The organism is Natronorubrum sediminis (assembly GCF_900108095.1).
Classification (GTDB): domain Archaea; phylum Halobacteriota; class Halobacteria; order Halobacteriales; family Natrialbaceae; genus Natronorubrum; species Natronorubrum sediminis.
Map to the genome: position 1 here is coordinate 468,158 of NZ_FNWL01000002.1, position 23,179 is coordinate 491,336.

Sequence of the window (23,179 nt, forward strand, 5' to 3'; positions counted from 1 at the left end):
AATCGATTCGGTGATCCCGTCCCCGAGAGAACCCGATAGTTTACGAGTCACGTCGGACGTGGCTACTGCCGACGGCGATTTCGTCTCGCTCTCTCGCTTGCAAGCGCTGTTCTCGATCGTACCCCGGATCGTCGACCCCTCGGTGCTCGCGATCCCACTCTCGGAAGAAGCCGTACTCCGTCATCGTGTCCATCCCCGCGAGAGCAGCGGAGAGTTTGAGCCCGATAAGGGGAATGCCGGCGACCGAAACGATCACGTCCGCCCGGAGCACGGCCCCGTCTCTGAGCAACACGTCGATGACGTCCACGAGTGCGTCGTCGTTCTTTTCCGGTTTCATGGCTGTGATCGTGCGTTCGTCGCGTCCTCACCACCGCCCAGTTCGGGGGCGAACGTGTACGGCGGCCACGGCCCCGTAAATCGAACCTCGAGGCCGTCGTGGGCCGCTACGTCGTCGAGTACCGACCCGATCGACGATTCGTCGGCTTCGTGTGCGAGGACCGTCAGCCGACAGAGCGTTTCGCCGTCGTCCGTCTCTTCAGAACCGGCGATATCGTCGGAGATCGACGCACTGGCTTTTCGCTCGAGGGAGTGGACCTCCCGAGCGTGCTCGTCGATTCGCGTCTGGAGGTCGGCGGTGATCGATTCGCGACGATTCGCGCGGACTTCGGTGAGTCGCTGATCGAACTGTTTCTCGAGCAGGAAGGCCGTGCCGTCTTCGGACCCGCTCATCTGTTCGTCGAGTTCGCGCAATCGCTCGTCGTGGTCGATCAACGCCTCGTCACTGATCGGATCGGTTTCGACGACTTCGATTCGATACTCCCAGTGGTCCGCGAGCCCCGAGAGCACTTGCTCGAGCGTGTCGGATTCGGATCGAATCCACTCCCGGACGCCCTCGTCGTCAGATTGGAGGATCGTATCGAACTGGAAGGGGACCGGCGTCCCAAACGCCTCACCGGCCTCGTCGACGACCGTCTGGTGGCGGACGAGCCAGCGTCTAATCTGTGCGAGATCGTCCGAATCGTAGATCTCCTCACAAGCGTGAACGACCGCACCGATGCCGTCTTCCGCGACGACCGAAACGGGTTCGCCGTCGACGCCCGTCGTCTCGAGGGTCGGTTCGCCGTCGCTCTCATCGACCTGCACGAGACAGTACAGATACCGTCCGTCGTCGATCGACGGGACGGCGTCTGCCTCGGCGTGTTCGTTTGCCCCGTGTTCACGCCCCTCGTGTTCGTCGCTTCGATCGGAACTCACGTGTCATCACCCTCGAAGACGGAGTATCCGGGCGAATTCGTGTTCGTCGTCTTCCCGTGTAGTTGTTCGATCGCGTCGCTGACGAGGCCGTCCAGATCCCCGCGGAGGTTGTCGACGCTGTCTTCGATTCCTTCGTCGGATTTGAGCTGGTCGAGTTCGGCCTCGATCCGCGCGAGTTGTTGGCCGAGACGTTCGATCTCCTTGTCGGAGAGGTCCCCCGATTCCATGCGACGAACCGCCTCGCGCTCTAAGGCGTCCATCAGGAGTTCGACGACAGTGACAACGAGCGACATCAGCCCTTCTCTCGCGTCTTCGCCGTCGCCGACGTCGATCTGTTTCATGTATCGGGGGCCCCCGCACTCGTCGCCTCGGCGGTTTCGTCCTCGTCTCCGGTCTCCTCGTCTGCCCCGCCCCCGCTATCTTCGTTGGCACCGTCGGCGTCCGACTCGTCACTGAGGAGGTCGAACCCGCCGCTCGTCGGCTCTCTCGGATTCGGACGTGCGTTGAAGTGCTCGGTGCCACGGTCAGACTCGTCGGTTCCGGTCCCCGTTTCGATTCCCTCGAGTCCGTCGAAGACGCTCGAGACGGTTTGTTCGTCGCCTTCTCCCGAGTCGGTTTCTCCTTCTGGCTCGCTCGAGTCGTCGTCCGTTTCGGACTTGCTCGAGTCGTCGCCGTCTTCCTCGGTCTCGTTCGGGGTGACGTTGACGGCTCGCGTCGGATCGATCGGTGGCGCTGGTCGATCCATCTCGGCAAGTTCTGGCTCTCCGGCGGCAGCAGCGACGCGGCGCATGTCGGTCCCTTCCGGGAACTCGAGGCCGTACTTCGCCGCGGTTTCGAAGGACGCGATCGCGGCGCGAAGTTGGACGCCGAGGAGTTGGGTGTCGCCGATCGAGACGGCGATGTCAGCGTTGATGACGATGCCTTTGTCGAGGAGCATCTCCACGACTTCTGCGAGGTCTCCGCGGTGTTTTCGCGGTTGGAATTCAGTACTCACGTGGCTCACCTCCTGGAGCGGAGCGGGTTTGACGGAGCGAGTGGGTCGGCTGCATTGGTGTTCCGGCCCCTGTTTCCCGTGAATCGAACGGCTGGATTTCGGTATCGGACGGCAGGGTGGTCGACGCAGTTGGGTGGTTCACCTCGTTTCGGCTGGCTGGTATTCGGTCAGTCATGTTGTGATCTCTTTCGTTCTCGTTCGATTTTGAATCGACGGCCGTAGATGCGCGTGAAGCCGGAGGCAGTCGAGCCCTTGACCTGTTTCGGAACCGTCGAGTAGAGCGTTCCACCGCCGGTGTCTCTGCTACCGAGTTGCATCGTCGAAACGGCCGTTGGGTTGCGCGAGTTCGTTCGCGAACCCTCCTGGCTCGTCTTCTTTCGGTTCTCTTCGACGATCTCTTCGAACTCCTCGTGGGTCTCGAGGAGGGCCTCGCGAAACGCTTCGATCCCTCTCATTGCCTGTTGCTGGATGGCGACCTGATAGGCTTCAGGATCGTCCTCGATGTCGATGTCTCCGAGCAGTTCCATGGCTTCCTCCCCGCTAAGATCCGTCTCGAGGAGTTCTCCGTCGTCGTCATCGTCGTCACCGAGGAGGCTCTCGTCGTCGTCGGAGACCGTTTCGGCGGCCTTCGCGGCCAATCCGTCGTCGTCAGCGTCGTCGGCGAGGTCCTCGACGGCGTCGTCGACGGCCCGTTTTTGCTCCCAGACTTTGCCGAGATCAGCCGCGTCCCAGGCGTTGAGCAGGTCGATGGCCGAGAGCACCTGCGAGAGGTCGACGACGTCCGTCGCCCCGGTCTCTTCGTCGGCGATCGCGTCGGGGATAGCCTCTCCCTGAATCGCATCCAGGAGGTCGCCCGCGTCGACGGCCTCGGGGAGGTCGCTCACCTCGAGCGTTTCGAGCATCGTTTCGACCTCCGAGACAACCGTGGTGAGCTTCTCGACGTCGCCGAGCAACGACTCGAGGGTGCTGTCCTCGAGGGAGTCGAGATCGTCGACTCCTTCGAGCGTCTCCGTCACTCGCTCGAGGCTCTCCGTCCCGTTCTCGAGGAGCGTCTCGAAGGCGACGTCGCTGGCTTCCTCGAGTGATGAGTCGTCGTCGCTCACGGTGTGCTCCCTCCGTTCGGTTCGGACCGGCCTCCCTCGTCACCCTCGTGTGCGCCCTCGTCGGTAGGCTCGACCTGGACGGTGAGGATGCCGTTTTTGATCGTCGCGTCGGCCGTTCGGTCGCGCCAGGGGACCTCGACTCGATCGAGTTCGGTTCCCGAAATGGCGACGACGAGCGCCGAGTCGTCGAAGCCGACGGTGACGTCGTCCGGGTCCGTGCCGGCAACGTCTGCCGTAACGGTGAGTTCGTCGCTCGTCGTTCGGGTCGTCAGATGAGCCCCCGACGTGGGAGATTTTCGACGTCGTGTTCGTGATCGGGACTGTCGATCCGGACGCTCGTCCGTTCCCATCTCGGGTGACGATGGACGCCGCCCACCCTCGCCGGGCCGATCCCTTCCCGACCTGATCGAAATATCGTAGTCGAGCACCGTCCGATTCGTCCGCCGCCGGCCGGACGCGGCTCCGCGCTCGAGCGACTCCAGGGCCGAGAGAAGACTCGAGAGCCAGTTTCCGTCCCGATTGGTCGACTCCTCACGCGTCGATCCGACGGGAACGTGGCTGGCGTCGCCGGCCGCTCGGTCGTCGTCTTCATCGAGGTCGTCTGCGTCTGTTGGGTCGTTGGACGCTGCGCTTTCGTCGGTCCCGTCGGTGTCGTCGAGGCCTGTCCCTCTGTCGGAACTGGCATCCCCGTCGAATTCTTCGGTCTCGTCGATGTCGTCGGCGTCGTCGATATCGACGGAGTCGTCGTGCTCGTCGGGCGGTTCCTCCCGTCGGTCGTTCGAGTCATCTGGCGATGTCATTAGGATTTCACCTCCACGCGGCCGCTCGTGAGCCGTTGGTGGACGTCCCGCGCGATTTCGATCTCTTCCTCGAGTTCGCGCTTGCGATGTCGGTACTCCTCCTCGGGGCGCTCGCCGAGTTCGTACAGCAACTGGTTCTCCTTCAGTTCGTCCTGTAGGGCCTCGATGTCGTACATCTCGTTGAGCGCCATCGTGTGTAGTGAGTCGACGATGCTGACAAACGGCCGGAACAGGAGGTCGTTGATGATGAACATGGTTTACTGCTGGGTGCCGATCGCCACGTCGACGAAGCTATACGGTGCGAACGGGCCCGTGTACCGAAAGATCAGGTCGTCGTGCTCCTCCTCGAGTTCCGCGACGGCGTCGTCGAACGTTTCGCGGTCTTCCTTCGCAACGAGATACGACTGATTGAGCACGAGTCGGTCGCTGAACAGGCCGTTCGGCACCGATTGGTCGGCGATGGACTCGAGTTCGTCGGCGACGGCCGCTTCGATCGCCTCCTCGTCGACGTCGGCGTCTTCCTCGCGGACCACTTTCAGCCCGAGTTCGATCCGGCCCTCGATGTCGTTTATCGCGCGGCGAAACGCCGGTCGCGCACCCCGGAGGATGTTTTTCAACGCGCGGTCGCTCTCGAACGCCATGCCGAATTGCATCGGAACGATCGTCCGTCCACCGTCGCGCTCCATGATTTCCCGAAGAATTTCGTCGTGACGTTGTGCGTCCTCGTCGGTCTCCTCGGGATCGGTCGTGTCGATGTCGGAGACGACTGCGTTGAGCCGACGGTGAGACACCGTGTACACGTAGTCGGCCCCGGCGACGGCGTCTGCCTCGAACTCCACTGGATCGTCGTTCATGACGCCGTAGACGTACCGGTTCGTCATCGCTTGCACACCTCGATTCGACTCGGTTGAGTTCGTCTGCGAGAGCCACCAGCGTGTGCTGCGTGTGCTGCGTGGCTGGTTTTCGGTGAACGTCGGCTACCGGCCAGTGAGTGCTGTCGAGTCGTCGCGTTCGATCGAGAGATCATGGATAGGGAGCGTCGACTACCCGAATGGGTGTGCGTCAACGCGCGCGACGTGAACTGCACCCGCGGGTACTCGAGGAACACGTCACGTGAGATTCGATACCACGATGGGTTATCGTGGTGCTTGCAGGTGCAGCCGCAACCTGATTAGCCGTCTTCGAGTGAGCGTTTCACTATCCTGACTGTACAGGTCTTCTACCAGTCGATGGCTGTGTTTCCCAAATATGTGAGGGTGGCTTGCACGTGCAGTGAAAGCCGTGTTAGGAAGTCGGAAAGAACGTGTCGCCGTAGTATGGCACAACCACAACGGAGACCCGACTCCTCGAGTCTCGCAGAGGTGCTGGATCGCATCCTCGACAAGGGTGTCGTTATCGATATCTGGGCTCGCGTCTCGGTCGTCGGGATCGAGTTGCTGACGATCGAAGCCCGCGTCGTCGTCGCCTCGGTCGACACCTTCCTGCACTACGCGGAGGAGATTGCAAAAATTGAGCAAGCGACGTCAGAGGGCGACCTCGAAGAACTCGAGGAACTCGAGGTCGAAGAACGTCCAGAATCGTCACCCCAGTCCGCTGGATAACACTTCATGGCCGACGATTCCTCGCGCAAGCGCAAGGTCAGAGGTCGGAAGATCAGGAGCGACCGCTCCGGGAAGGAGGGTCGGCGAGCGAAGAAAGAACTGGCCCGCAAGGCATCCCAGGCCCGATCACAAAACGGCGACAGTCCACTCTCCGATCCCGAGGAGGTTGCACCGGAGCCGTTCGTCGAAACCGACGCCGTCACGTCCCTGCGAAACAGGATTACGGGCTGGTTGCGAGCGGATCAACCGGTCCATCTCATCGGTCCGACGGGCTGTGGGAAGACCGCGCTCGCGCTCTCGGCGGCCGCAGAACGTGGCCGCCCGGTCGTCTGGCTCAACGGTGACGAAGCAGTCGACACCGCAGCACTCGTCGGCGACCACGCCGGCGGCGAACGCTACAAAGAGGACGACCGCTTCGTCAGCGGCGTGAGTAAGCAAACGGAAATCGTTCGCGAACGATGGGTCGACAACCCGCTCTCGGTCGCCGTCCGCGAGGGCGCGACGCTCGTCTACAACGAGTTCTCCCGAAGCGACCCCTCGGCCCACAACGTCTTGCTCTCGGTCTTCGAGGAAGGCGTCCTCGAGCGACCGGGCAAGCGAGGCGAGGATCGATCGATCGACGTCCACCCCGAGTTCCGAGCGATCTTGACCTCGAACGACGTCGAGTACGCGGGCGTCCACGAACAACAGGACGCCTTGCTCGATCGCTTCGTCGGCGTTCACGTCGACTACCACGACGAAACGACCGAACGCGAAATCGTCGACTCGCACGTCGACCTCTCCGAGGCGGACGTCGAAACGATCGTGAAGACGACGCGAACTCTGCGCGACGACCTCGAGGTCGTCGTCGGAACGCGAGCAGCCATCACGGCCGCGAAAGGTCTCGCCGTCTTCGAAGACGCCCGCCAGAACGGTGCTGCCGACGGCGAGTTCGACGACGACCTACTGACCGACGTCTTCATGGACGTACTTGCGCCGAAAATCGCCGGCGAGGGTCCGGACGATATCGAAGCGTTGCGCACACAGATCGCCGAGTCGGTGTAACTCCGCTCGATCAGCGCGAGGGACAGCGACACCGACACCGACTCGAGGTGCCAGCCACGAACTGCCGACAACGATTCACCAGACGCCAATGGCCGAAGCCGATACAGAGCAGTCGACGGATCAGTGTAAGGCGCTCACCGCGGACGGTGAGCGCTGCTCACGGCCGGCCCGGGAGGATGGCTTTTGCTACCAACACGACGAGAGTGATCAGACAGTGAGTGATAGTCAATCAGCACAATCGGAACAGGACGAACAGGAATCAGACTCAGCAGACGAACAACAAGCAGAATCCGAAACCGAGGAGTCCCGAAGTCACTCGCTCGGCTCGGTCGAGATGAGCGACGAGGAGAAGACAGATCCCGACGACGTCGACGTCGACGTCGAGACCGAACACGACCAGATCGCCGGCGTCCTCGGCGTTCGCCAGTCCGTCCAATCGTCTGCCGGCGAACTCATCGGTCGGGAGTTCGACGCCGTCAGCGAAATCGTACCGACCGACAACGGCTGGCGGGCGGTCGTCGAAGTAATCGAACGCCGCTCGGTTCCCGACACCCAAGACATCATCGGTCGCTACGAGATCGAACTCACCGAAGACGCCGTCGTTCACGGCTATCGCCGCCTCGATCGATACCGTCGCGGCGATACGGCAGCCTTCGAGTGAGGCTGCCCTACTGAGTGGACGACGACATCTCTCGTGAGTCGACTCCGACGTCCCTGGTACGTCGACTATCGGTCGTGTCCACTCGAGTTCGAGAACACAACGGCGAAATAGCACGCTCGTGTAGCGGCGACTACGATCCGTGTCCACTCACTCCGTCCGCGGGCTGACTGTCGACGACGACACTCGATGCACACACTATCGAACCGACCGAGACGTCGTCGCGTTCAAATTCGACTGCTGTGAGCACTATTATCCCTGTTTTCGGTGTCACCAGGCCGTCGCAGATCACGAAGCGATTCCCTGGCCGAGCGATCGATTCGACGAGCCCTCGGTGTTGTGTGGTGTCTGTGCCACCGAACTGACCGTTCCGGCGTATCTCGAGGCCGACCATCGCTGTCCGTCGTGTGACACTCCGTTCAACCCTGGTTGTCACGAGCACGCATCACGCTACTTTACACCTGGTGATCGATGAGTCGGCCGGTAGAACTCGGATAACACGCGACGAAACGGACAAACTATCGAACGAGTGCGCAACGACAACAAAACGCACACGGGGGCCGAACCGGAGACGGGTGATGGCGGCGGGCTGAGGGCTACTCGTACTGGATCTCTTCGATATCTTCACACGTTTCGACTAATGCTTTCAACGTGTCCGGAAACGTTCGACAACGGATATCCCCATTTCGCGGATCGAAGTCGATCGCGCCGATTTCGGCCAGTTGCGGGAGATCTGAGTGGTGAAGGCTCAGTTTGATCTCCTCGTACACTGGCTGTGGAATGTCGTCGATCGGTTTGCCTTCGCGTGCAACAGCAATCCTCGAAGCGAGCGTCTCGAGGTCTGTAACGTCGACCGAATGGAGATGATAGATCAGAAATCGTCGTTCGCTATCCGCGAGCGCGTGCAAGATTTCGTCGACCCAGTTGCGTCTCTCCTCGCTTGCGCCGATCGGGATGTCTCCGTTCTCCGGCCGATCATCACCGCTCATAGTAGGACGAATGCCGTGGATAGGTAAAAGTAAGCGGGTAACGGCCGCTTCAGCGGCCCTAACGCGTCGTTTAGTAAATACGTTACATCTTATCTTTCTCGGGGTACCCAATCGAATGATTCACGTCGGTGGGACCCCTGGAGTACTCATATGGAAATCGACGAGGTGGACTGCCGCTGGCCGTTCCCAATACGCAGTGCGCCTCAAGTGACGCACGCGGTCGACCTGGGGAATGGGCACGTGACCTCATCGCTCGTCACCTCTGCGGCGGACATGCTGGATACCGATCCGTACGAGCTTGCAGCACTCTACGATCGTATTGATCCCGACAGTGTGGATCAGCTGTTGGATTCTGTTCCGCGTGAGTCCCCGACCGGACTCCGTGTCGCGGTCGAGACGTCGTGGAAGGACGTATCCGTGGTCGCCACGGATTCCGGCCACGTTGCAGCCTATCCGTCCAACCGAACCCCCAATCGGTTGAACCCTACAGCCCAGATTCACCACGAGTGGTCGGACGACCCCTCGCTCGTCTGGTCCATCGGACGGGCAATTTCGACGGCCGCGAGCGACGTTGCAACTGGTACGGATTCGAGTGCCAAACCCTCCACCGCCGATATCGTCGACTCGCTCCTCGAGCAACTCGATGCCGACGCCCTCGAGCGGACACTTCACCCGCGGTTGACCGACGAGCGCACCGACAGTCGACTGCTCCTCTCGACGAACGGGTACGAAGTGCAGATCGAACCCGATGGCACAATCGCTACTGAACCGTCGCTGACAGTGTTAAAACGGGCCGGCGGAACCGTTCTCGTCGCGGGCGCCGTTCCAGAGGACGCGTTCGATCGTGCCACGGCAACGTTGCTCGGCTCTTCGGAAGAAGAGAACACCCCACTGTTCGTCCACCACGGCCAGAATGTGGCGACGGCTCAACGACGGCTCTCGATGGCCGGTCACCCACAATCGACGGCCACCGTGCTCGACCATCGTCCCTCCGCCACCCGATCGACGGCCGCTGCCCCCGTCGGAGACAGCCCGCTCGACCACGACGCAGACAGCGGACCGACCGTTATTTCTCATACCGACAGCATCGAATCCCTCCCCGGGGCCGTTCACAACGCGATCGTCGACGGCGAGTTGTCGGATCGCGGTCAGTTGCGAGTCGGCGTCGATTCCGTTCACTCGATGCTCGAAGCTACCTCTCTCGAGCGGACGCAAGCCGCCATCGACGGAATCGGGCAGGAGGTTCGTGAACATCGAGGAATCGGTCATTTCCACCTCTCATCTCCGAGAGACGGCGACGCAGTGGCCTCGCTCGAACCGTTGTTCGATGCGGTCGTCGAGTTGCGAGTCGGCGACGTCGACGTCGAACAGCGGTGGCGTCTGACCGAAACCGGGTACGAAACTGCCTGGTTTCCGCTCAAATGACCGTTGAGTTCCGCGCGAACGAGGACGGGCCCGGAATCGTCGCCGTCGATAGCGTCGAAGGCCGCCAGTTCTCGCTCTCGACCGACGAACCCGTGTCACTCACGCCGGCTAGTCGTCCCTCGTTCAACGAGCCAGTCGATGCGGTCACGAGCTGTCACATTCAAAAAATCACGTTACCGTACGTCGTTCCGGTCTTCGTTCGTAACACGGACGAGACGCTGCTTGTCGAGTGCGATAATTTCACACACGAAACGCTTCCAGCAGGTGAGTACGAAATCGAGATTGCCGCGGCGATCAAGTTCTTCCTGCGAGTGTCGGGACCCGTGACCGTCCAGTCGCTAAGCGACAGTATGCACATCTCGTTCGACGAGACGACTCACGTGGAACTGGCCGCGCAGTCGTACTCCGAAGGACCGGCCGCCACGGTTACCACGACGACAGACCCGGAAGACGTGATGGCGGCAGTGTCGACGTTCGGTTCCTCACTCGAGACGACCAGTCCGGAACGGTCGTTTCCATCACAACGAGGCCATCCACCCCAACTCGAGGTCGGTTCGACGCTGATGATCCCCGATTCGATCGACGTTCCAGAGACGGGACTCGAGATCGAAGTTCCACCGGAGCTCCCGGCCATCTATGCGGTCGCTTCGCTCTCGCACTATCTCGGCGCTCGAGTGGTTCCAGGCCCAGAACCTCGCCTGCTGGCAAACGGAACGGAGATCGTTTCACTCGCCGACTCGAGTGAGATCCGGGGAGAGCGTACCGGCGTCGGCACGTCGGAGACGAACGCTGAGCGCACACCACTCGAGCAAGCGGTTACTGACGTGTTACAACACGTATTCGTGCTAGACTGTGTCGTTCGGACGGAGGGTCAGTACCCGATCGACCTCGCCGAACGAAGGCAACTCGAGGAGCGCGTCGACTTACCGTTGGAGACGCTCTATGCGGCACCGATTGCCGAGCGGGTGACGACGTACGTGGACGTCCCATTCGACGTAACGAAAGACCTCGTCCCAACGTGGCAACTCTCGACGCACGTCTCGCCGGATCCCGAATCGATCGAGATTCTCTCCTACGCGGCGAACACGCTGTCACTGATCAGCGTCGAGCAACAGCACCAACACGTCGATACGGCATCCGAACCGCCCGGCTACGGCGCGCTCACCAGGAGCGTCTCCCGTGAAGCCGAACCCGTAGAACCAGCCGTCGAGCCGTCTTACATTCGGATTTCGTCGTCCGACACGCTCGAACAGGCCTGGTTTGGCGAGGGTCGCTCGGTCAACGCGAACGACCTCTCTATCGAGAGCGTTCGAAATCGATTCACGTCAGAACCCGCCGACGGACCGATCGAAATCGGTGTCGTCTGCAACGAGGCGCAGATGGCCCCCGAGGTGAGCGAAGCGGCACTCTACGGTGATCGAAAGGATCTCCCCTTCGACGTCTCGTCGTACCGAAACCTCTCGTGTCGCGAACTCGCAGACGTCTTGCAACGTGATCTCGACTTCCTCCACTACGTCGGTCACGTGTGATCTCGACTTCCTCCACTACGTCGGTCACGTTAACAAATCGGGGTTCGTCTGCCAGGACGGCACGCTCGACGCAACCGAACTCGAGGCGGTCGGCGTCGACACGTTCTTGCTCAACGGCTGTCGGTCGTACGATCAGGGGCAGGTGATGATCGAACGCGACAGCATCGGCGGCATCGTCACCACTGGCGCGATCAACAATACGAAAGCGATTCCGGTCGGACGGCTCATCGCCGGACTTCTCAACAGAGGGTACTCGCTGCGTTCGGCGCTGACCGTCGTCAGTCAACGACACACGGTGGACGGACGGTACACCGTCATCGGCGACGGTGGGATTCAGATCGCTCAATCGGAAAATGGGACGCCGAATCTCCTGCAGATCGATCGGGCATCGGACGGGCACGGCTACGACGTTCGGATCGCAACCTTCCCCGTAATCGGTCGCGGAATGGGGTCGTGTTACACACCGTACGCGCCGAGCGTCGATCGATATTTCCTCGTCGGCGGCGACCTCCCGGCGCTTACGATGTCACTTCCCGACGTCGTCTCGTTGCTCTCACTCGAGCGGGTCCCCACCGTTATCGACGGTGAGTTTAGGTGGTCAACCGACATCGCGCCGACGGAACTTCCCGGCAGAGATTCAGACGCCGAGTAATTCGACGTGACTACTCGAGGGTGCTGGCGCGACTCACTCGAGGTGGTGTCGTCTGGGACCGATACGTGCGAGGCTAGTGTCCTATCGACGATGTCCGCAAGAAAAGCCGTTCGAATTCGAAACTGGTGAGCGCACTTACGAGATCGTTCCACCGTTCGCTGCAGCTGCGGTTCCGGCCTGGGAAATGAGCAGGCAAATCGTAAACAGCGCGCCGATTAATCGTGGGTTGTTCGCCAGGTAATCCGTGCATGGGTTTCTCTCGGACATTGCAACTGATCATCAGGAGGGTGTTATTGTGGGCTTTTTGGTTTTAAACGCTGAATGAAATAATATTCCAATGGAGTGATTAAATAGAAATAGTTGATTTACTTTGTCTAGTCATCCCGTAGCCTACTAATTAGGGAGCAATAGTCGATTACTACCGGTCGTTTCCTGAGGGGTACGCTCGAGGGATTCGCCCAAGAGGTTCATCGGGTTGAGCAGTCCTCGTAACGTTCCCGTGTGGCGACTAGCATGGGCAAGAATCACTTCTTTACGCGTGGTATGACACCTATGAACGCGACCGACGAATTCGACGATATCCTCGTCCCGACTGACGGGAGCGAGGCGGCCTACAACGGTGCCCAGCAGGCGATCAAATTGGCCCAACGAAACGCTGCGACTGTACACGTCCTGTACGCGATCGACATGGGCGACGCCGACTTCGTCGCTGTTCCGAGCGATATCAAAGAAACACGAACACGAATCGAAAAGAAAGGACAGACGTTCGTAGCGGAGATCGAGGCACTCGCGGACGATGCCGGGGTCGAGACCGTAACGACGGTCACGCCGAATACGCCCCTCCAGGCTATCCGGGAGTACGTCGACGAGCACGGCATCGACCTCGTCGTCATGGGCAAACGCGGCCGATCTGACCCGGACAAACCCCTCATCGGTTCGGTCACGAATCGAGCGATCGGCGAACTCGACGTTCCCGTATTCACCGCGTGAACGCCGTTCGGTATCGCCCTCAACGCGTTTCAGGACAGCGTGATCGACCGCGAGGTATCGACGCTGACGCCGTCGTCGAAGTTCAACTCGAGGGGTTCAGAGAGGACGGGTCCAAATCGATTCTTCTCGATCGATAGATAGTGCTCGATAGCAGAATCGGTTCGCTCACTCGAGAGTGTCCAGACCGAGTCAGAAACGTTGAGCGTGTGTTCTCGATTCGTGATTTCCGTCGGTTCCAGTTGCCCGTCGTTGAGTACGTGGACGTAGAGAACGTGACCCGCGTCGTGGACGATCGATTGCAGTCGCGTGAGAAACTGTAGATACTCCTGTTCGGACTCGTCTTCGAGACGGTTGATCGAGTCGAGGATAATCGTCGTCGGAGCGGACAGTGCAGCAATCTTCTGCTCAACAGCTGAAAGCGGCGTCTCAAAGTCTGCGAACGTGATCGTCACCGAGACGCTCTCGGGTTGGTGAGTATTGGAATCCGAGGCGGACGGCCTCGAGTAAGGGCGCGTTGATAGTGCTTCGGCGTCGGTTAACCACTCACGAACCGTCTCGGGCGTACGAACCGTCGTGATATACAGGACGGTTTCGGCAACAGTCAGTTTCCGTAACAGGACCTCTCCTTCGGTCATTGGGTCTGTCAACAGACTTACGATAGACCCGTTTGGTACACCTCCGTTGAACTGTCGGTCCAAAACGTCGAGACCGGTGAGCTGGGATTCGTTCATTATCTGTGAATTAGAAATACAGCGTTATAACTCCACGCGTTACGAATAGGAATTGCTTTTCTCAAACCCTCTACCCCGTCCACACCTCGCCTTCTGAAATCGGTCTCGACTCGAGATAGTAGTAATAACTATCTTATACATTTATAAAAAGGAAGCGACGAGACGAGTCGAACCTGGGCACGTTCTCTCCACAAATCCTCTCACTCGAACACGATAATTTTCTGATGGTTATCGGGCCATTCTCGGGTGACGCGTCGCTGTCTACTACCGCGTCGTCTCGAGTCGACCGGTTGATCCAGCAAGCTATTTCCGCGTTCGGGGCCGGCATTCTCGGTATGGATCCGGCGCTTGGCCCACCCGAAAAGATGGCCGAGAAACGCGACGAGTTGACGCCGATGATGCGTCAGTACCACGATCTCTGCACCCGCTACGACGACGCGCTCGTGCTCTTTCAGGTCGGCGACTTCTACGAGGCATTTTGTGGGGCCGCCGAGCGAACCGCCCGCCTGCTCGAAATCGCCCTTACCAGCCGAGAGGACAGTACCGGCGAGTACCCGATGGCCGGCATTCCGATCGACAACGCCGAGTCGTACATCGAGACGTTACTCGAGGCCGGCTACCGGGTCGCCGTCGCCGATCAGGTCGAAGAGCCGGGCGAGTCACCGGGAGTCGTCGAACGGGCCGTAACGCGAGTCATCACGCCGGGAACGCTCACCGAGGACGAACTCCTCGCCAGCGACGACAACAATTTCGTCGCCGCCCTCGCCGGCGACCCACACTCGAGCGGACAGACCGAGGACGAAATCGCGCTCGCCCTGCTTGACGTCTCGACGGGCGACTTTCTCGCGACGAGTTCGAGCGCGAACGAGACCATCGCCGACGAAGTGAGTCGGTTCGATCCGTCGGAAGCCATCGTCGGGCCGAACGCACCGACGGATCTGCTTCCCGAGACGTGCATGGTGACGCCGTTCGACCCGAACACCTTCGAACGCGAGCAAGCGGAAGACAGCCTCTCGAGGTACGTCCGTAACCCCGACGCGCTCCTGGCGAGTGCGGTCGAAATCAGCGCCTGCGGCGCGTTGCTCGCGTACGCGGAGTACGTCCGTGGCGGCACGCACGAGGGCGAGCGCGGCGCAGACGAGCGAAGCGGCGGCGACGATGGCGACGGAACCAACCGGGCAGAGTCCGCCGACACCAGTTCCGAAGAAACCCGTCTCGAGTACATCACGCACCTCACGCGCTACGACCCGCGGGAGTACCTGCTGCTCGATGCCGTGGCGCTCGAGAGTCTGGAGTTGTTCGAGCCGCGGGCCGTGCAGGGTCGCGAAGACGCGACGCTCGTCGACGTGCTCGACGAGACGGCCTGTGCACTCGGCGGCCGGCGGCTTCGCGACTGGATCCGTCGCCCGCTGCTCGAGCCCCGACGGATCGACGCGCGACTCGACGCCGTCTCGGAGTTACAGTCGGACGTCCAGACGAGGGAATCGCTACACGACGACCTCCGGGCCGTCTACGATCTCGAGCGACTGATCGGACGCATCTCTCGCGAACGAGCGAACGCACGCGACCTGCGTTCGCTGCGCGATACGTTAGCCGTCGTCCCCGACGTTCGAGAGCGCCTGGCCGACGCCGACTGCGAGCGCCTGCTCGACCTTCACGAGCGTCTCGATCCGCTGGCCGACGTGCGCGAGTTGATCGACGACGGTATCGTCTCGGACCCGCCGATCGAGATCACGGACGGTGGAATTATCGCCGACGGGTACGACGAACACTTAGACGAGTTGCGCTCGACCGCCCGCGACGGCAAACAGTGGATCGACGACCTCGAGGACTGCGAGCGCGAACGGACGGGCATCGACTCGTTGAAAGTCGGCTACAACTCGGTTCATGGCTACTACATCGAGGTGACGAACCCAAACCTCGAGTCGGTGCCCGAGAACTACGAGCGTCGACAGACCCTCAAGAACTCGGAACGATTCGTCACCTCGGAACTCAAAGAACGAGAGGACCAGATCGTCGGCGCACAAGAGCGTGCCGACGAGCACGAGTACGAACTCTTCTGTGAGATCCGCCGGACGACCGCGGACGAAGTCGAACGAGTGCAGGACCTTGCGGACGCCCTCGCGACGCTCGACGCACTCGTCTCGCTGGCGGACGTCGCCGCACAGTACGATTACTGTCGCCCCGAACTGCTCGAGCACGAGACGGGTGAGGAAGACGCTGGCCTCGAGATCGAGATCGACGGCGGTCGTCATCCAGTCGTCGAGCGAACGCAGGAGTCGTTCGTGCCCAACGACGCTCGACTGACGCCCGAGCAGCGACTGGCCATCATCACGGGGCCGAATATGTCGGGTAAGTCGACGTACATGCGACAGGTCGCACAGATCGTCTTGCTCGCACAGGTCGGGAGCTTCGTTCCGGCGACCGCCGCGCGACTCACTCCCGTTGATCGGATTTTCACTCGAGTCGGTGCGAGCGACGACATCGCGGGCGGTCGCTCGACGTTCATGGTCGAGATGGACGAACTCGCGACGATCCTCGAGGAGGCCGACGAGCGCTCGCTGGTCTTACTCGACGAGGTCGGCCGCGGAACCTCGACGGCGGACGGACTCGCCATCGCCCAGGCGATCACCGAGCACCTCCACGACGACGTCGGTGCGACGACGCTCTTCGCGACTCACCACCACCCCCTGACGGAACTCGCCGACGACCTCGAGTCGGCGTTTTCGCTCCACTTCGAGGTCGAACGGCGCGACGACGACGTCGTCTTTCACCACGATATCGCGCCGGGTGCGGCGACCGGGTCCTACGGTGTCGCGGTCGCCACCGTTGCGGGGGTTCCCAACGAGGTCGTCGAACGCTCGAGGGAACTAGTTGCGGACACGGCCGAACGCGATAGCGGGGTTGGTCTCGAGGGTGGCGAAGGGGACGAGCACGCTGATCCAACTGCAGCGCTCGCGAGCGCCGACGGGGGTGAGCGAACCGTCGGGTCGCGACCCTCGTTAGGTGGCGAAGCGGACGTCGACGAAGTCTCGACCGACGTGGCCGACGAACTCCGAGCGCTCGACCTCGCACACCTCACGCCCGTCGAAGCGTTGACCGAACTCGATCGATTGAAACGGTTACTCGAGGAGTGACAGGTGAGGCTGAATCTGGGGCACCTTCAGTAGGGTCTGATTCCCCGTAGAGACCAATTCTCGTTTGTATCCGGGTATCACGCCGATTGCTGGCCGATTTTGAGGAACGCGAGCGCGGCACCGAACAGCGCCATATTCTTCAGAAAGTGGATCAACTCCTGTTGTCGCTGCTCGGGGTCGTCGACGTTCCAGAAGTCGTGCATCACCGGCGTCACGCCGAGCAGAAAGCCCGCGACCGCTGCGGCGGCCGCCGCGGGCACGCGCCAGAGTGCGACGCCGAGGCCACCGACGAGTAAGCCCGCACTGATCGTCGGGACCGAGAGGCCCGGCTTGGGGGAGTTCTTCGCCTCGGCGTAGGCGATTCGTTCCTCGAGATTCCGCAGGTTCTCGAGCGCGTTGAAGGCGAGAATGCCGCCGAAGAGTGCTCTCCCGAGACGGAAGATCGGTGTCTCGGTGATCGGCGCTGTCGAACTCGAGTCGGCGGATTCGTCGCTCGAGCGATTCTGGCGTGCGGTCGACTCCGATCGTACTCGCATGGATATCACGCACAGTTCGAGGGGGAGTAGGTGTCCGGGTAGCAGGTGCATGGATCGCCGATGAGAGCGGACCCCGTCGAAGCGAAACCAATCGATGGAGAATCGGGCTACTGCGAGTCACCGGGTGGCTCGAGCGAGACGAACTCGAGGCCGTGTTCGCCCAGAAGTCGGCTGGCCCGGTCCGTGACGGAGGGGGCGACCAGAATCCCCCGTAGCGACGCGTCGGCGTGGAGGTCGCGCTCGAGGGCGTCGACGTACCGCCGGAGTTGACCGACGGCGTCGGGGCCGACGCGGCGGCGTTTGAGTTCGACGACGACCGTCCGTCCGGCCGTATCCTCGCCGTAGATGTCGATCGCACCCGCCGGCGTCGCTCGTTCGGTTGCCAGCGGCGTGAATCCGGGCTCGAGCAGGTCGGGATTCTCGAGAATGCGCGTGCGAAGGTCCGCTTCGGTCCCCGAAAGTGTGAGGTCGGTTTCGTCGGTTCCGGAAAACGTCGACACCTGCAACACGCGCTCGAACTGCACGAGGAGGTGCTCCTCGGGTGTCGAGCGCTGGCTCTCGAGGACGAGCGCCGGCTCGCTCGTCGTCTCCTCGGTATCCTCGCAGTACACCTCGTGCTCACAGCCCGGGGGCTGCCAGTTGACGGGCTGTTGGCCCTCGTCGGTGTGGACGAGCGTCGTCCCATCCGGTTTGAGCATGACGTGTCTGTCGCCCGCCTCGAGCGTACTCGAGGCGCGGCCGTCGTACTCGACCGTACAGCGTCCGAAGATCGTCACGAGGGCGTCTCGGTCGATTCCGGCGACCACGGCATCGCGGGCCCCCTCGAGCGAGGGCTGCTCGAGGGTAATCGCGGTCGAGGATTTCGCAGACGGCTGGCCGGACGTCACTGCAGAGTCGTAGCCGACCGATCCCTAAAAGCGCCCCGGACGGTCGGCGGGTGCCTCCAACAGCGAACCGATCCGAGGCCACGACAGGACGATTCGGGTGCACACAGCGAGTACGAGGGTTTATTCGACCACGCCCCTGAAATCCGGCCACGATGACACCCGATCCGACCCGACGCCGTGTACTGCAATTGACCGGCGCGGGGGCGACCGCATCACTCGCTGGCTGTAGCTCACTCGTCGGTGACAACGACGAGGAACTCGAGGTCGACGAAGAGCCGGATATCGAGCCATCCGAGGGCGTGACCGCCCTTACGCACCCTCCCGACGAGGAGATGATGGAACTCCAAGAGGAGGTGATGGCCGAGGTCGAAGCCGGTGAAATCGACGAAGCCGAAGTCGAACAGGAGATGATGGCTCGCCAACAAGAAATCGTGATGTCCACCGCTGTCGAGTTCGAGTCGGCGCACGCCGACGACGACGAGATTACGATCGAAGCCGGCGTCGGCGAAGAGGGTGCGTTCTTGCTATCTGGTTCGGAAGAGCGCTTGATCGAGTTGCTCCAAGAAGGCGAGATAGACGGCCTTCTCGCTGGCGAGGAGTACGAAATAGCGCTGGGATCGGACGACGGTCAACCCGAACCCGAGCCAGAGCCAGAACCGGACGAGGACGAAGTAGAAGACGGTGACGAGGACGCTGACGACGACGATGGCGATGATACGGACGAAGACGAGTCTGAATCTGACGACGATTCAGGCGGCGAGGATGACTCGAGCGACGACGGTGACAGCGACGCGGGCGACGACGAAGGGTAGTCAGCGCGACCATTACTCGACGCTGAACGGACTCTCGCGCTCGGTCCAGTCCCAGCCGGGAATCCGCTCTTGGAACCCGGCAGCGAGGGCCGCCTCGAGGTCGTCGACTCCCGCATTTTCGCTTTCGGGTCCGTGTACCTGCAGATCCGCGTAGTGAAACGTGGCCTCGCCGAGGGTCCGCAACGGTTGCGTGCCGGCGATGGTCGCCGCGAGTTCGCGGCCGAGGAGTTCGTCGACGACGAAGCCGGGATAATCCCCCTCGACGTCGAGTTCTCGCAGGATCGCGACCATCGCGGCGACGTTGACCGCGAGGTCGCCGTCCGCGAAGACGGCGTCGACTTCCTCGAGATACTGTTCTTCGGTGACGTGATCGACGTTCGTCTCGAAAATCCCTCCGAGATCGTCTCGGACGTCGTTGATGATGGGGACGACGGTTCCCGCTCGCGTTGCGACCCAATCGCGTTCCGTGACGACACGCGCCGGTGTGAGGTCCATAGCCCCCCGTTCGTGTCGGAGATCCCTGGTTTTTGCGAAGGCTTATATACGACGCAAATAATAGCGTCGAATAAGCGGGTTCTCCCTGGCATCTTCCCGCACGAACCAGGACACCGACCTGGGAGCGTGTTCGTCACAGCACGGGACAACGCGATGATTCGGGATCGTACACCGTCTACGACAGACGGTGTTTCACGACGGCGCTCGACGATACTGCGTCTGACACGTCGTGGCGGTCGTGTTATTAATGCGTTCGTCGGTCCCCGATCACTCGACTCCCATTCGACACGCATTCCAGTCGGCGAGTTCACGCAAGCCACAATTGGCGACATATGAGTACTGTAGAGCAGCAACTCGACGATTTGCAAGCAGAGATCACGAGCGAGTTACCGGCCGACATCTCGGTCTCCTCGGTGAAATACGAAGGCCCCGAACTGGTGGTCTACACGCGTGACCCGAAGAAGTTCGCCCAGAAGGGCGACCTCATTCGAAAACTCGCGAGTAAGCTTCGAAAGCGGATCACCGTTCGCCCCGACCCGAGCGTGCTCTCGCGGCCCGAAGAGGCCCGCGAAGAGATCATGGACGTCATTCCGGAAGAAGCCGGCGTCACCGATCTCGATTTTCACGCAGATACCGGTGAGGTCGTCATCGAAGCCGAAAAGCCGGGCATGGTGATCGGCCGCCACGGCTCGACGCTCCGCGATATCACCAAGAACGTCGGCTGGACGCCCGAAGTCGTTCGCACCCCACCGATCGAATCCTCCACGGTGTCGAACGTCCGGAGCTTCCTCAAGCAAGAACGCGACGAGCGACGGGACATCCTCGAGACGGTCGGCCGACAGATCCACCGCGAGGAGATGTCCGACGACGAGTACGTCCGTATCACGACGCTCGGGTGCTGTCGCGAGGTCGGACGCGCCTCGTTCATCCTCTCGACACCCGAAACGCGGATTCTCGTCGACTGTGGTGACAAACCCGGTGCGGAGGGTGAGGTTCCCTACCTCCACGCACCGGAGGCCTTCGGCGCTGGTCCACAGACAATCGACGCCGTCGTCCTCACGCACGCCCACCTCGACCACTCCGCGCTCATCCCCCTCCTGTTCAAATACGGCTACGACGGCCCGATATACTGTACCGAGCCAACGCGAGACCTGATGGGGCTGCTCACGCTCGACTATCTCGACGTCGCCGCCAAGGAAGGACGCACGCCCCCATACGAAAGCGAACAGGTTCGTGAAGCGATCAAACACTGTATTCCACTCGAGTACGGCGACGTCACGGACATCGCGCCCGACGTCAAACTCACCTTCCACAACGCGGGGCACATCCTCGGCTCGGCTGTCAGCCACTTCCACATCGGAGACGGCCTCTACAACGTCGCGTTTTCCGGGGACATTCACTACGAGGACACCCGCCTGTTCAACGGGGCGACCAACGACTTCCCGCGCGTCGAGACGCTCGTCTTAGAGTCGACGTACGGTGGTCGGAACGATTACCAGACCGACCAACAAGACTCCGAGGAAACGCTCAAAGAAGTCATCACGGAGACCTATGAGCGTGGCGGCAAGGTCGTGATCCCCGCATTCGCAGTCGGTCGCTCTCAGGAGATCATGCTCGTCTTAGAACAGGCGATGCGCAGCGGCGACATCCCCCGGATGCCAGTCCACCTCGACGGGATGATCTGGGAGGCGACGGCCATCCATACGACCTATCCCGAGTACCTGCGCGACGACCTCCGAGATCGGATCTTCCACGACGACGAGAATCCGTTCCTCGCCGAGGAGTTCAACCATATCGACGCCGGCGAGGAGGAGCGTCAGGAGGTCGCTGACGGCGAACCCTGCATCGTCCTCTCGACGTCGGGGATGGTCACCGGCGGTCCCATCATGTCCTGGCTCGGCCACATCGGTCCGGATCCGGATTCGACGCTGATCTTCGTCGGCTACCAGGCACAGGGAACTCTCGGTCGGCGCATCCAGAACGGCTGGGACGAGATTCCGACCAGCGAAGTCGGCGCGATGGGTGGCGGCAACGGCCGTGGCACCCTCTCGCTGAACATGAACGTCGAAACCGTCGACGGCTTCTCCGGCCACGCCGACCGTGCCGGCCTCGAGAACTTCGTCAAGACGATGAACCCGCGCCCGGAGAAAGTCCTCTGTGTTCACGGCGACGAACGCTCGACGCAAGACCTCTCGAGTGCGCTCTATCACGACTACAATATGCGGACGTTCGCACCGAAGAACCTCGAGACGTTCCGGTTCCTGTAACAGTCTCCGAAACCGCTTCGTGATTTTTGGTTCCCTCGCGGGCCGCTTCATTCACCCGTGACCCGAGCGTTCGCCGTGAACGAACGGCAGCTGTCTGCACCAACCACGGTGGGCGATCAGCGATTGCGACGCAACACAGGATTCGGTGGCTTCGTCCGATTTTTCCGCCTCGAGTGGTTTCGTCGGCAGGGATGGACGGCCACGGATTTCGATTGCGTCTCGACTCTGCTGCTCGCGACTGTCTTCGAACTGAACGCCAGCACACTGCGGTGATCGTTGCGTGACATCGATCTGGTTCGGCTACGCGCTGGTGACTGCCACCGTCTACGCAGGGATCGCCCTGCTCTCGAAAGTCGTCAGCGGTACGGAAATCGACGATCCGATTCTGTTGACCGTCTACACCTGCGTCCCCTTCTATGCGGTCTACGTTCTCGGCGGGGCCGCCCTCGAATGGTCGGCGCTTACGGGCGGTGAGCGCAGCGTGACGTCGGTCCTGCTATCGGCGTCGGTACTGGCGGCGCTCGCTTTCGGCGTCGTCTCGACGGTAGCCTACGGCGTCTACTACTGGGGACTGGTCAACGGGGACGTCTCGCGGTTCGTGCCGGCGCTGGCGATGGAAATCATCTTCGTGTTGATCCTCGGCTACGTGTTGCTCGGTGAGGCGTTTCCGCCGGGCGTCTACGGCGGGGTCGGCCTCGTCGTCTTCGGCGCGCTCGCAATTTCCTACGAACACGGCGAGGGGTCCGTCCTCGAGCGACTGCGCCTTCCGACGGTTGCCATCGCCGCCGGGGCCGCAGTTGCCTTCGCGGTACTCAACACGGGCATGAAGGCGTTAACCGACAGCTTCGGAACCGTCGAACTCCTCTTCTGGATTAGCCTCGGCGGCCTGCTGTCGGTCGTCGCGATCGCACCGCTCCACGCCGGCTCACGGCTCCGGGCTGACGATTCCGAGGGCAGTCACTGGCGACTGACGAACGGCACCCAACTGCTGCTCGTCGGGGGTCTGTTGAACGCTGTCGCGCTCTTTACGTTTCTGCGAGCGCTCGAGCACGGCCCCGTCTCGCTGGCGACGGCGATCACCAAACTCGACGTGCTGCTGGTCTTCGTCGGCGCGCTGACGCTGTCGAAGCTCGCACCGGCGCTCCTGACGGAGCAGTTCGATCCGTTCACGCTGGTGCAGAAGGCGTCGGCGTCGGTGATCATCCTCGCCGGGACGATACTGATTCAGCTCAGCTACGGTTGAGGGTCGACGACGGCGAACGGAACCGACTCGAG

General features: G+C 61.6%; 26 protein-coding genes. 12 read left to right on the forward strand and 14 right to left on the reverse strand.

All coding sequences use genetic code 11. The features are described 5' to 3' along the window. Positions 1-40: 40 nt before the first annotated feature. The 8 genes from gvpM to BLW62_RS09590 all read right to left on the reverse strand — a co-directional run bounded on the left by gvpM (position 41) and on the right by BLW62_RS09590 (position 5,032). Positions 41-337 (reverse strand): gas vesicle protein GvpM, encoded by a 297-nt coding sequence (gvpM, locus tag BLW62_RS09555; protein ID WP_090506846.1) that lies wholly within the window; start codon positions 335-337, stop codon positions 41-43. Further along, the gene (gvpL, locus tag BLW62_RS09560; RefSeq protein ID WP_090506847.1) at positions 334-1,254 is read right to left on the reverse strand and encodes a gas vesicle protein GvpL; all 921 of its coding nucleotides are present in this window, start codon (positions 1,252-1,254) and stop codon (positions 334-336) included. Before gvpL ends, gvpM begins: the two co-directional genes overlap by 4 nt. Then, on the reverse strand, positions 1,251-1,595 hold the full coding sequence (locus tag BLW62_RS09565; RefSeq protein WP_090506848.1) for a gas vesicle protein K: 345 nt from the start codon (positions 1,593-1,595) through the stop codon (positions 1,251-1,253). Before BLW62_RS09565 ends, gvpL begins: the two co-directional genes overlap by 4 nt. Next, a complete protein-coding gene (gvpJ, locus tag BLW62_RS09570) occupies positions 1,592-2,248 on the reverse strand; it encodes a gas vesicle protein GvpJ (protein WP_090507560.1) in 657 nt (218 codons plus the stop codon). The genes BLW62_RS09565 and gvpJ overlap by 4 nt, the downstream gene beginning before the upstream one ends. Positions 2,249-2,415: 167 nt before the next feature. Then, on the reverse strand, positions 2,416-3,351 hold the full coding sequence (locus tag BLW62_RS09575; RefSeq protein WP_090506849.1) for a hypothetical protein: 936 nt from the start codon (positions 3,349-3,351) through the stop codon (positions 2,416-2,418). Further along, entirely contained in the window at positions 3,348-4,151 is an 804-nt protein-coding gene (locus tag BLW62_RS19150; protein ID WP_090506850.1) for an Hsp20/alpha crystallin family protein, read from the reverse strand. Before BLW62_RS19150 ends, BLW62_RS09575 begins: the two co-directional genes overlap by 4 nt. Further along, entirely contained in the window at positions 4,151-4,405 is a 255-nt protein-coding gene (gvpF, locus tag BLW62_RS09585; protein ID WP_090506851.1) for a gas vesicle protein GvpF, read from the reverse strand. Before gvpF ends, BLW62_RS19150 begins: the two co-directional genes overlap by 1 nt. Positions 4,406-4,408: 3 nt before the next feature. Beyond that, positions 4,409-5,032, reverse strand: a complete 624-nt coding sequence (locus tag BLW62_RS09590) for a GvpL/GvpF family gas vesicle protein (RefSeq protein WP_090506852.1) — start codon at positions 5,030-5,032, stop codon at positions 4,409-4,411. A gap of 435 nt (positions 5,033-5,467) precedes the next feature. On the opposite strand from BLW62_RS09590, the gene gvpA reads away from it, so the two are divergent. The 4 genes from gvpA to BLW62_RS09610 all read left to right on the forward strand — a co-directional run bounded on the left by gvpA (position 5,468) and on the right by BLW62_RS09610 (position 7,929). Continuing rightward, positions 5,468-5,752, forward strand: a complete 285-nt coding sequence (gene gvpA, locus BLW62_RS09595) for a gas vesicle protein GvpA (protein WP_090506853.1) — start codon at positions 5,468-5,470, stop codon at positions 5,750-5,752. A gap of 6 nt (positions 5,753-5,758) precedes the next feature. After that, positions 5,759-6,796 (forward strand): gas vesicle protein GvpN, encoded by a 1,038-nt coding sequence (gvpN, locus tag BLW62_RS09600; protein ID WP_090506854.1) that lies wholly within the window; start codon positions 5,759-5,761, stop codon positions 6,794-6,796. A gap of 88 nt (positions 6,797-6,884) precedes the next feature. Next, on the forward strand, positions 6,885-7,457 hold the full coding sequence (gvpO, locus tag BLW62_RS19000) for a gas vesicle protein GvpO, halophile-type (RefSeq protein WP_090506855.1): 573 nt from the start codon (positions 6,885-6,887) through the stop codon (positions 7,455-7,457). 139 nt (positions 7,458-7,596) lie between these two features. After that, positions 7,597-7,929, forward strand: coding sequence for a CHY zinc finger protein (locus BLW62_RS09610; protein ID WP_090506856.1), 333 nt, complete (start codon positions 7,597-7,599; stop codon positions 7,927-7,929). A 121-nt stretch (positions 7,930-8,050) separates the two neighbouring features. Here BLW62_RS09610 and BLW62_RS09615 read toward each other — a convergent pair whose 3' ends face one another. Further along, positions 8,051-8,443, reverse strand: coding sequence for a DUF7344 domain-containing protein (locus BLW62_RS09615; RefSeq protein WP_090506857.1), 393 nt, complete (start codon positions 8,441-8,443; stop codon positions 8,051-8,053). Between the two features lie 150 nt (positions 8,444-8,593). Here BLW62_RS09615 and BLW62_RS09620 point away from each other — a divergent pair, with 150 nt between their 5' ends. The 3 genes from BLW62_RS09620 to BLW62_RS09630 are packed head-to-tail and all read left to right on the forward strand — an operon-like array spanning position 8,594 to position 12,049. Next, positions 8,594-9,868, forward strand: coding sequence for a DUF7504 family protein (locus BLW62_RS09620; RefSeq protein WP_090506858.1), 1,275 nt, complete (start codon positions 8,594-8,596; stop codon positions 9,866-9,868). Then, on the forward strand, positions 9,865-11,397 hold the full coding sequence (locus tag BLW62_RS09625) for a nucleoside triphosphate pyrophosphohydrolase family protein (RefSeq protein WP_090506859.1): 1,533 nt from the start codon (positions 9,865-9,867) through the stop codon (positions 11,395-11,397). Before BLW62_RS09620 ends, BLW62_RS09625 begins: the two co-directional genes overlap by 4 nt. Beyond that, a complete protein-coding gene (locus tag BLW62_RS09630; protein WP_090506860.1) occupies positions 11,360-12,049 on the forward strand; it encodes a hypothetical protein in 690 nt (229 codons plus the stop codon). Before BLW62_RS09625 ends, BLW62_RS09630 begins: the two co-directional genes overlap by 38 nt. 135 nt (positions 12,050-12,184) lie before the next feature. On the opposite strand, the gene BLW62_RS19285 is transcribed toward BLW62_RS09630, so the two are convergent. Further along, on the reverse strand, positions 12,185-12,316 hold the full coding sequence (locus BLW62_RS19285) for a DUF7503 family protein (RefSeq protein WP_449289555.1): 132 nt from the start codon (positions 12,314-12,316) through the stop codon (positions 12,185-12,187). A 285-nt stretch (positions 12,317-12,601) separates the two neighbouring features. Between BLW62_RS19285 and BLW62_RS09635 the strand changes: the two genes are divergently transcribed. After that, positions 12,602-13,039: a universal stress protein gene (locus BLW62_RS09635; protein ID WP_090506861.1), complete on the forward strand. Its 438-nt coding sequence runs from the start codon at positions 12,602-12,604 to the stop codon at positions 13,037-13,039. Positions 13,040-13,068: 29 nt separating this feature from the next. On the opposite strand, the gene BLW62_RS09640 is transcribed toward BLW62_RS09635, so the two are convergent. Then, positions 13,069-13,770, reverse strand: coding sequence for an RAD55 family ATPase (locus BLW62_RS09640; protein ID WP_449289556.1), 702 nt, complete (start codon positions 13,768-13,770; stop codon positions 13,069-13,071). A 335-nt stretch (positions 13,771-14,105) separates the two neighbouring features. On the opposite strand from BLW62_RS09640, the gene mutS reads away from it, so the two are divergent. Beyond that, the gene (mutS, locus tag BLW62_RS09645; protein ID WP_090507561.1) at positions 14,106-16,907 is read left to right on the forward strand and encodes a DNA mismatch repair protein MutS; all 2,802 of its coding nucleotides are present in this window, start codon (positions 14,106-14,108) and stop codon (positions 16,905-16,907) included. A 77-nt stretch (positions 16,908-16,984) separates the two neighbouring features. Here mutS and BLW62_RS09650 read toward each other — a convergent pair whose 3' ends face one another. After that, entirely contained in the window at positions 16,985-17,443 is a 459-nt protein-coding gene (locus tag BLW62_RS09650) for a DoxX family membrane protein (RefSeq protein ID WP_090506863.1), read from the reverse strand. Positions 17,444-17,550: 107 nt separating this feature from the next. Next, positions 17,551-18,291, reverse strand: a complete 741-nt coding sequence (nucS, locus tag BLW62_RS09655; protein ID WP_090507562.1) for an endonuclease NucS — start codon at positions 18,289-18,291, stop codon at positions 17,551-17,553. 191 nt (positions 18,292-18,482) lie between these two features. On the opposite strand from nucS, the gene BLW62_RS09660 reads away from it, so the two are divergent. Beyond that, the gene (locus BLW62_RS09660; protein WP_090506864.1) at positions 18,483-19,142 is read left to right on the forward strand and encodes a hypothetical protein; all 660 of its coding nucleotides are present in this window, start codon (positions 18,483-18,485) and stop codon (positions 19,140-19,142) included. A 12-nt stretch (positions 19,143-19,154) separates the two neighbouring features. On the opposite strand, the gene BLW62_RS09665 is transcribed toward BLW62_RS09660, so the two are convergent. Further along, entirely contained in the window at positions 19,155-19,637 is a 483-nt protein-coding gene (locus tag BLW62_RS09665) for a DUF7984 family protein (protein WP_090506865.1), read from the reverse strand. Positions 19,638-19,969: 332 nt separating this feature from the next. Here BLW62_RS09665 and BLW62_RS09670 point away from each other — a divergent pair, with 332 nt between their 5' ends. Both BLW62_RS09670 and BLW62_RS09680 read left to right on the forward strand, forming a co-directional pair. Beyond that, positions 19,970-21,904 (forward strand): beta-CASP ribonuclease aCPSF1, encoded by a 1,935-nt coding sequence (locus tag BLW62_RS09670; protein WP_090506866.1) that lies wholly within the window; start codon positions 19,970-19,972, stop codon positions 21,902-21,904. Positions 21,905-22,184: 280 nt separating this feature from the next. Then, complete coding sequence (locus BLW62_RS09680; protein ID WP_090506868.1) at positions 22,185-23,147, forward strand: EamA family transporter; 963 nt, start codon at positions 22,185-22,187, stop codon at positions 23,145-23,147. Positions 23,148-23,179 lie beyond the last annotated feature (32 nt).

What these genes read in the sequence shown, in the direction of transcription:
- gvpM (WP_090506846.1), bottom strand. Translation starts at nt 337, where the DNA reads ATGAAACCGGAAAAGAACGACGACGCACTCGTGGACGTCATCGACGTG.
- BLW62_RS09565 (WP_090506848.1), bottom strand. Translation starts at nt 1,595, where the DNA reads ATGAAACAGATCGACGTCGGCGACGGCGAAGACGCGAGAGAAGGGCTG.
- BLW62_RS19150 (WP_090506850.1), bottom strand. Translation starts at nt 4,151, where the DNA reads ATGACATCGCCAGATGACTCGAACGACCGACGGGAGGAACCGCCCGAC.
- gvpF (WP_090506851.1), bottom strand. Translation starts at nt 4,405, where the DNA reads ATGTTCATCATCAACGACCTCCTGTTCCGGCCGTTTGTCAGCATCGTC.
- BLW62_RS09590 (WP_090506852.1), bottom strand. Translation starts at nt 5,032, where the DNA reads ATGACGAACCGGTACGTCTACGGCGTCATGAACGACGATCCAGTGGAG.
- gvpA (WP_090506853.1), top strand. Translation starts at nt 5,468, where the DNA reads ATGGCACAACCACAACGGAGACCCGACTCCTCGAGTCTCGCAGAGGTG.
- gvpN (WP_090506854.1), top strand. Translation starts at nt 5,759, where the DNA reads ATGGCCGACGATTCCTCGCGCAAGCGCAAGGTCAGAGGTCGGAAGATC.
- gvpO (WP_090506855.1), top strand. Translation starts at nt 6,885, where the DNA reads ATGGCCGAAGCCGATACAGAGCAGTCGACGGATCAGTGTAAGGCGCTC.
- BLW62_RS09615 (WP_090506857.1), bottom strand. Translation starts at nt 8,443, where the DNA reads ATGAGCGGTGATGATCGGCCGGAGAACGGAGACATCCCGATCGGCGCA.
- BLW62_RS09620 (WP_090506858.1), top strand. Translation starts at nt 8,594, where the DNA reads ATGGAAATCGACGAGGTGGACTGCCGCTGGCCGTTCCCAATACGCAGT.
- BLW62_RS09625 (WP_090506859.1), top strand. Translation starts at nt 9,865, where the DNA reads ATGACCGTTGAGTTCCGCGCGAACGAGGACGGGCCCGGAATCGTCGCC.
- BLW62_RS19285 (WP_449289555.1), bottom strand. Translation starts at nt 12,316, where the DNA reads ATGTCCGAGAGAAACCCATGCACGGATTACCTGGCGAACAACCCACGA.
- BLW62_RS09635 (WP_090506861.1), top strand. Translation starts at nt 12,602, where the DNA reads ATGAACGCGACCGACGAATTCGACGATATCCTCGTCCCGACTGACGGG.
- BLW62_RS09640 (WP_449289556.1), bottom strand. Translation starts at nt 13,770, where the DNA reads ATGAACGAATCCCAGCTCACCGGTCTCGACGTTTTGGACCGACAGTTC.
- mutS (WP_090507561.1), top strand. Translation starts at nt 14,106, where the DNA reads ATGGATCCGGCGCTTGGCCCACCCGAAAAGATGGCCGAGAAACGCGAC.
- BLW62_RS09650 (WP_090506863.1), bottom strand. Translation starts at nt 17,443, where the DNA reads ATGCGAGTACGATCGGAGTCGACCGCACGCCAGAATCGCTCGAGCGAC.
- BLW62_RS09660 (WP_090506864.1), top strand. Translation starts at nt 18,483, where the DNA reads ATGACACCCGATCCGACCCGACGCCGTGTACTGCAATTGACCGGCGCG.
- BLW62_RS09665 (WP_090506865.1), bottom strand. Translation starts at nt 19,637, where the DNA reads ATGGACCTCACACCGGCGCGTGTCGTCACGGAACGCGATTGGGTCGCA.
- BLW62_RS09670 (WP_090506866.1), top strand. Translation starts at nt 19,970, where the DNA reads ATGAGTACTGTAGAGCAGCAACTCGACGATTTGCAAGCAGAGATCACG.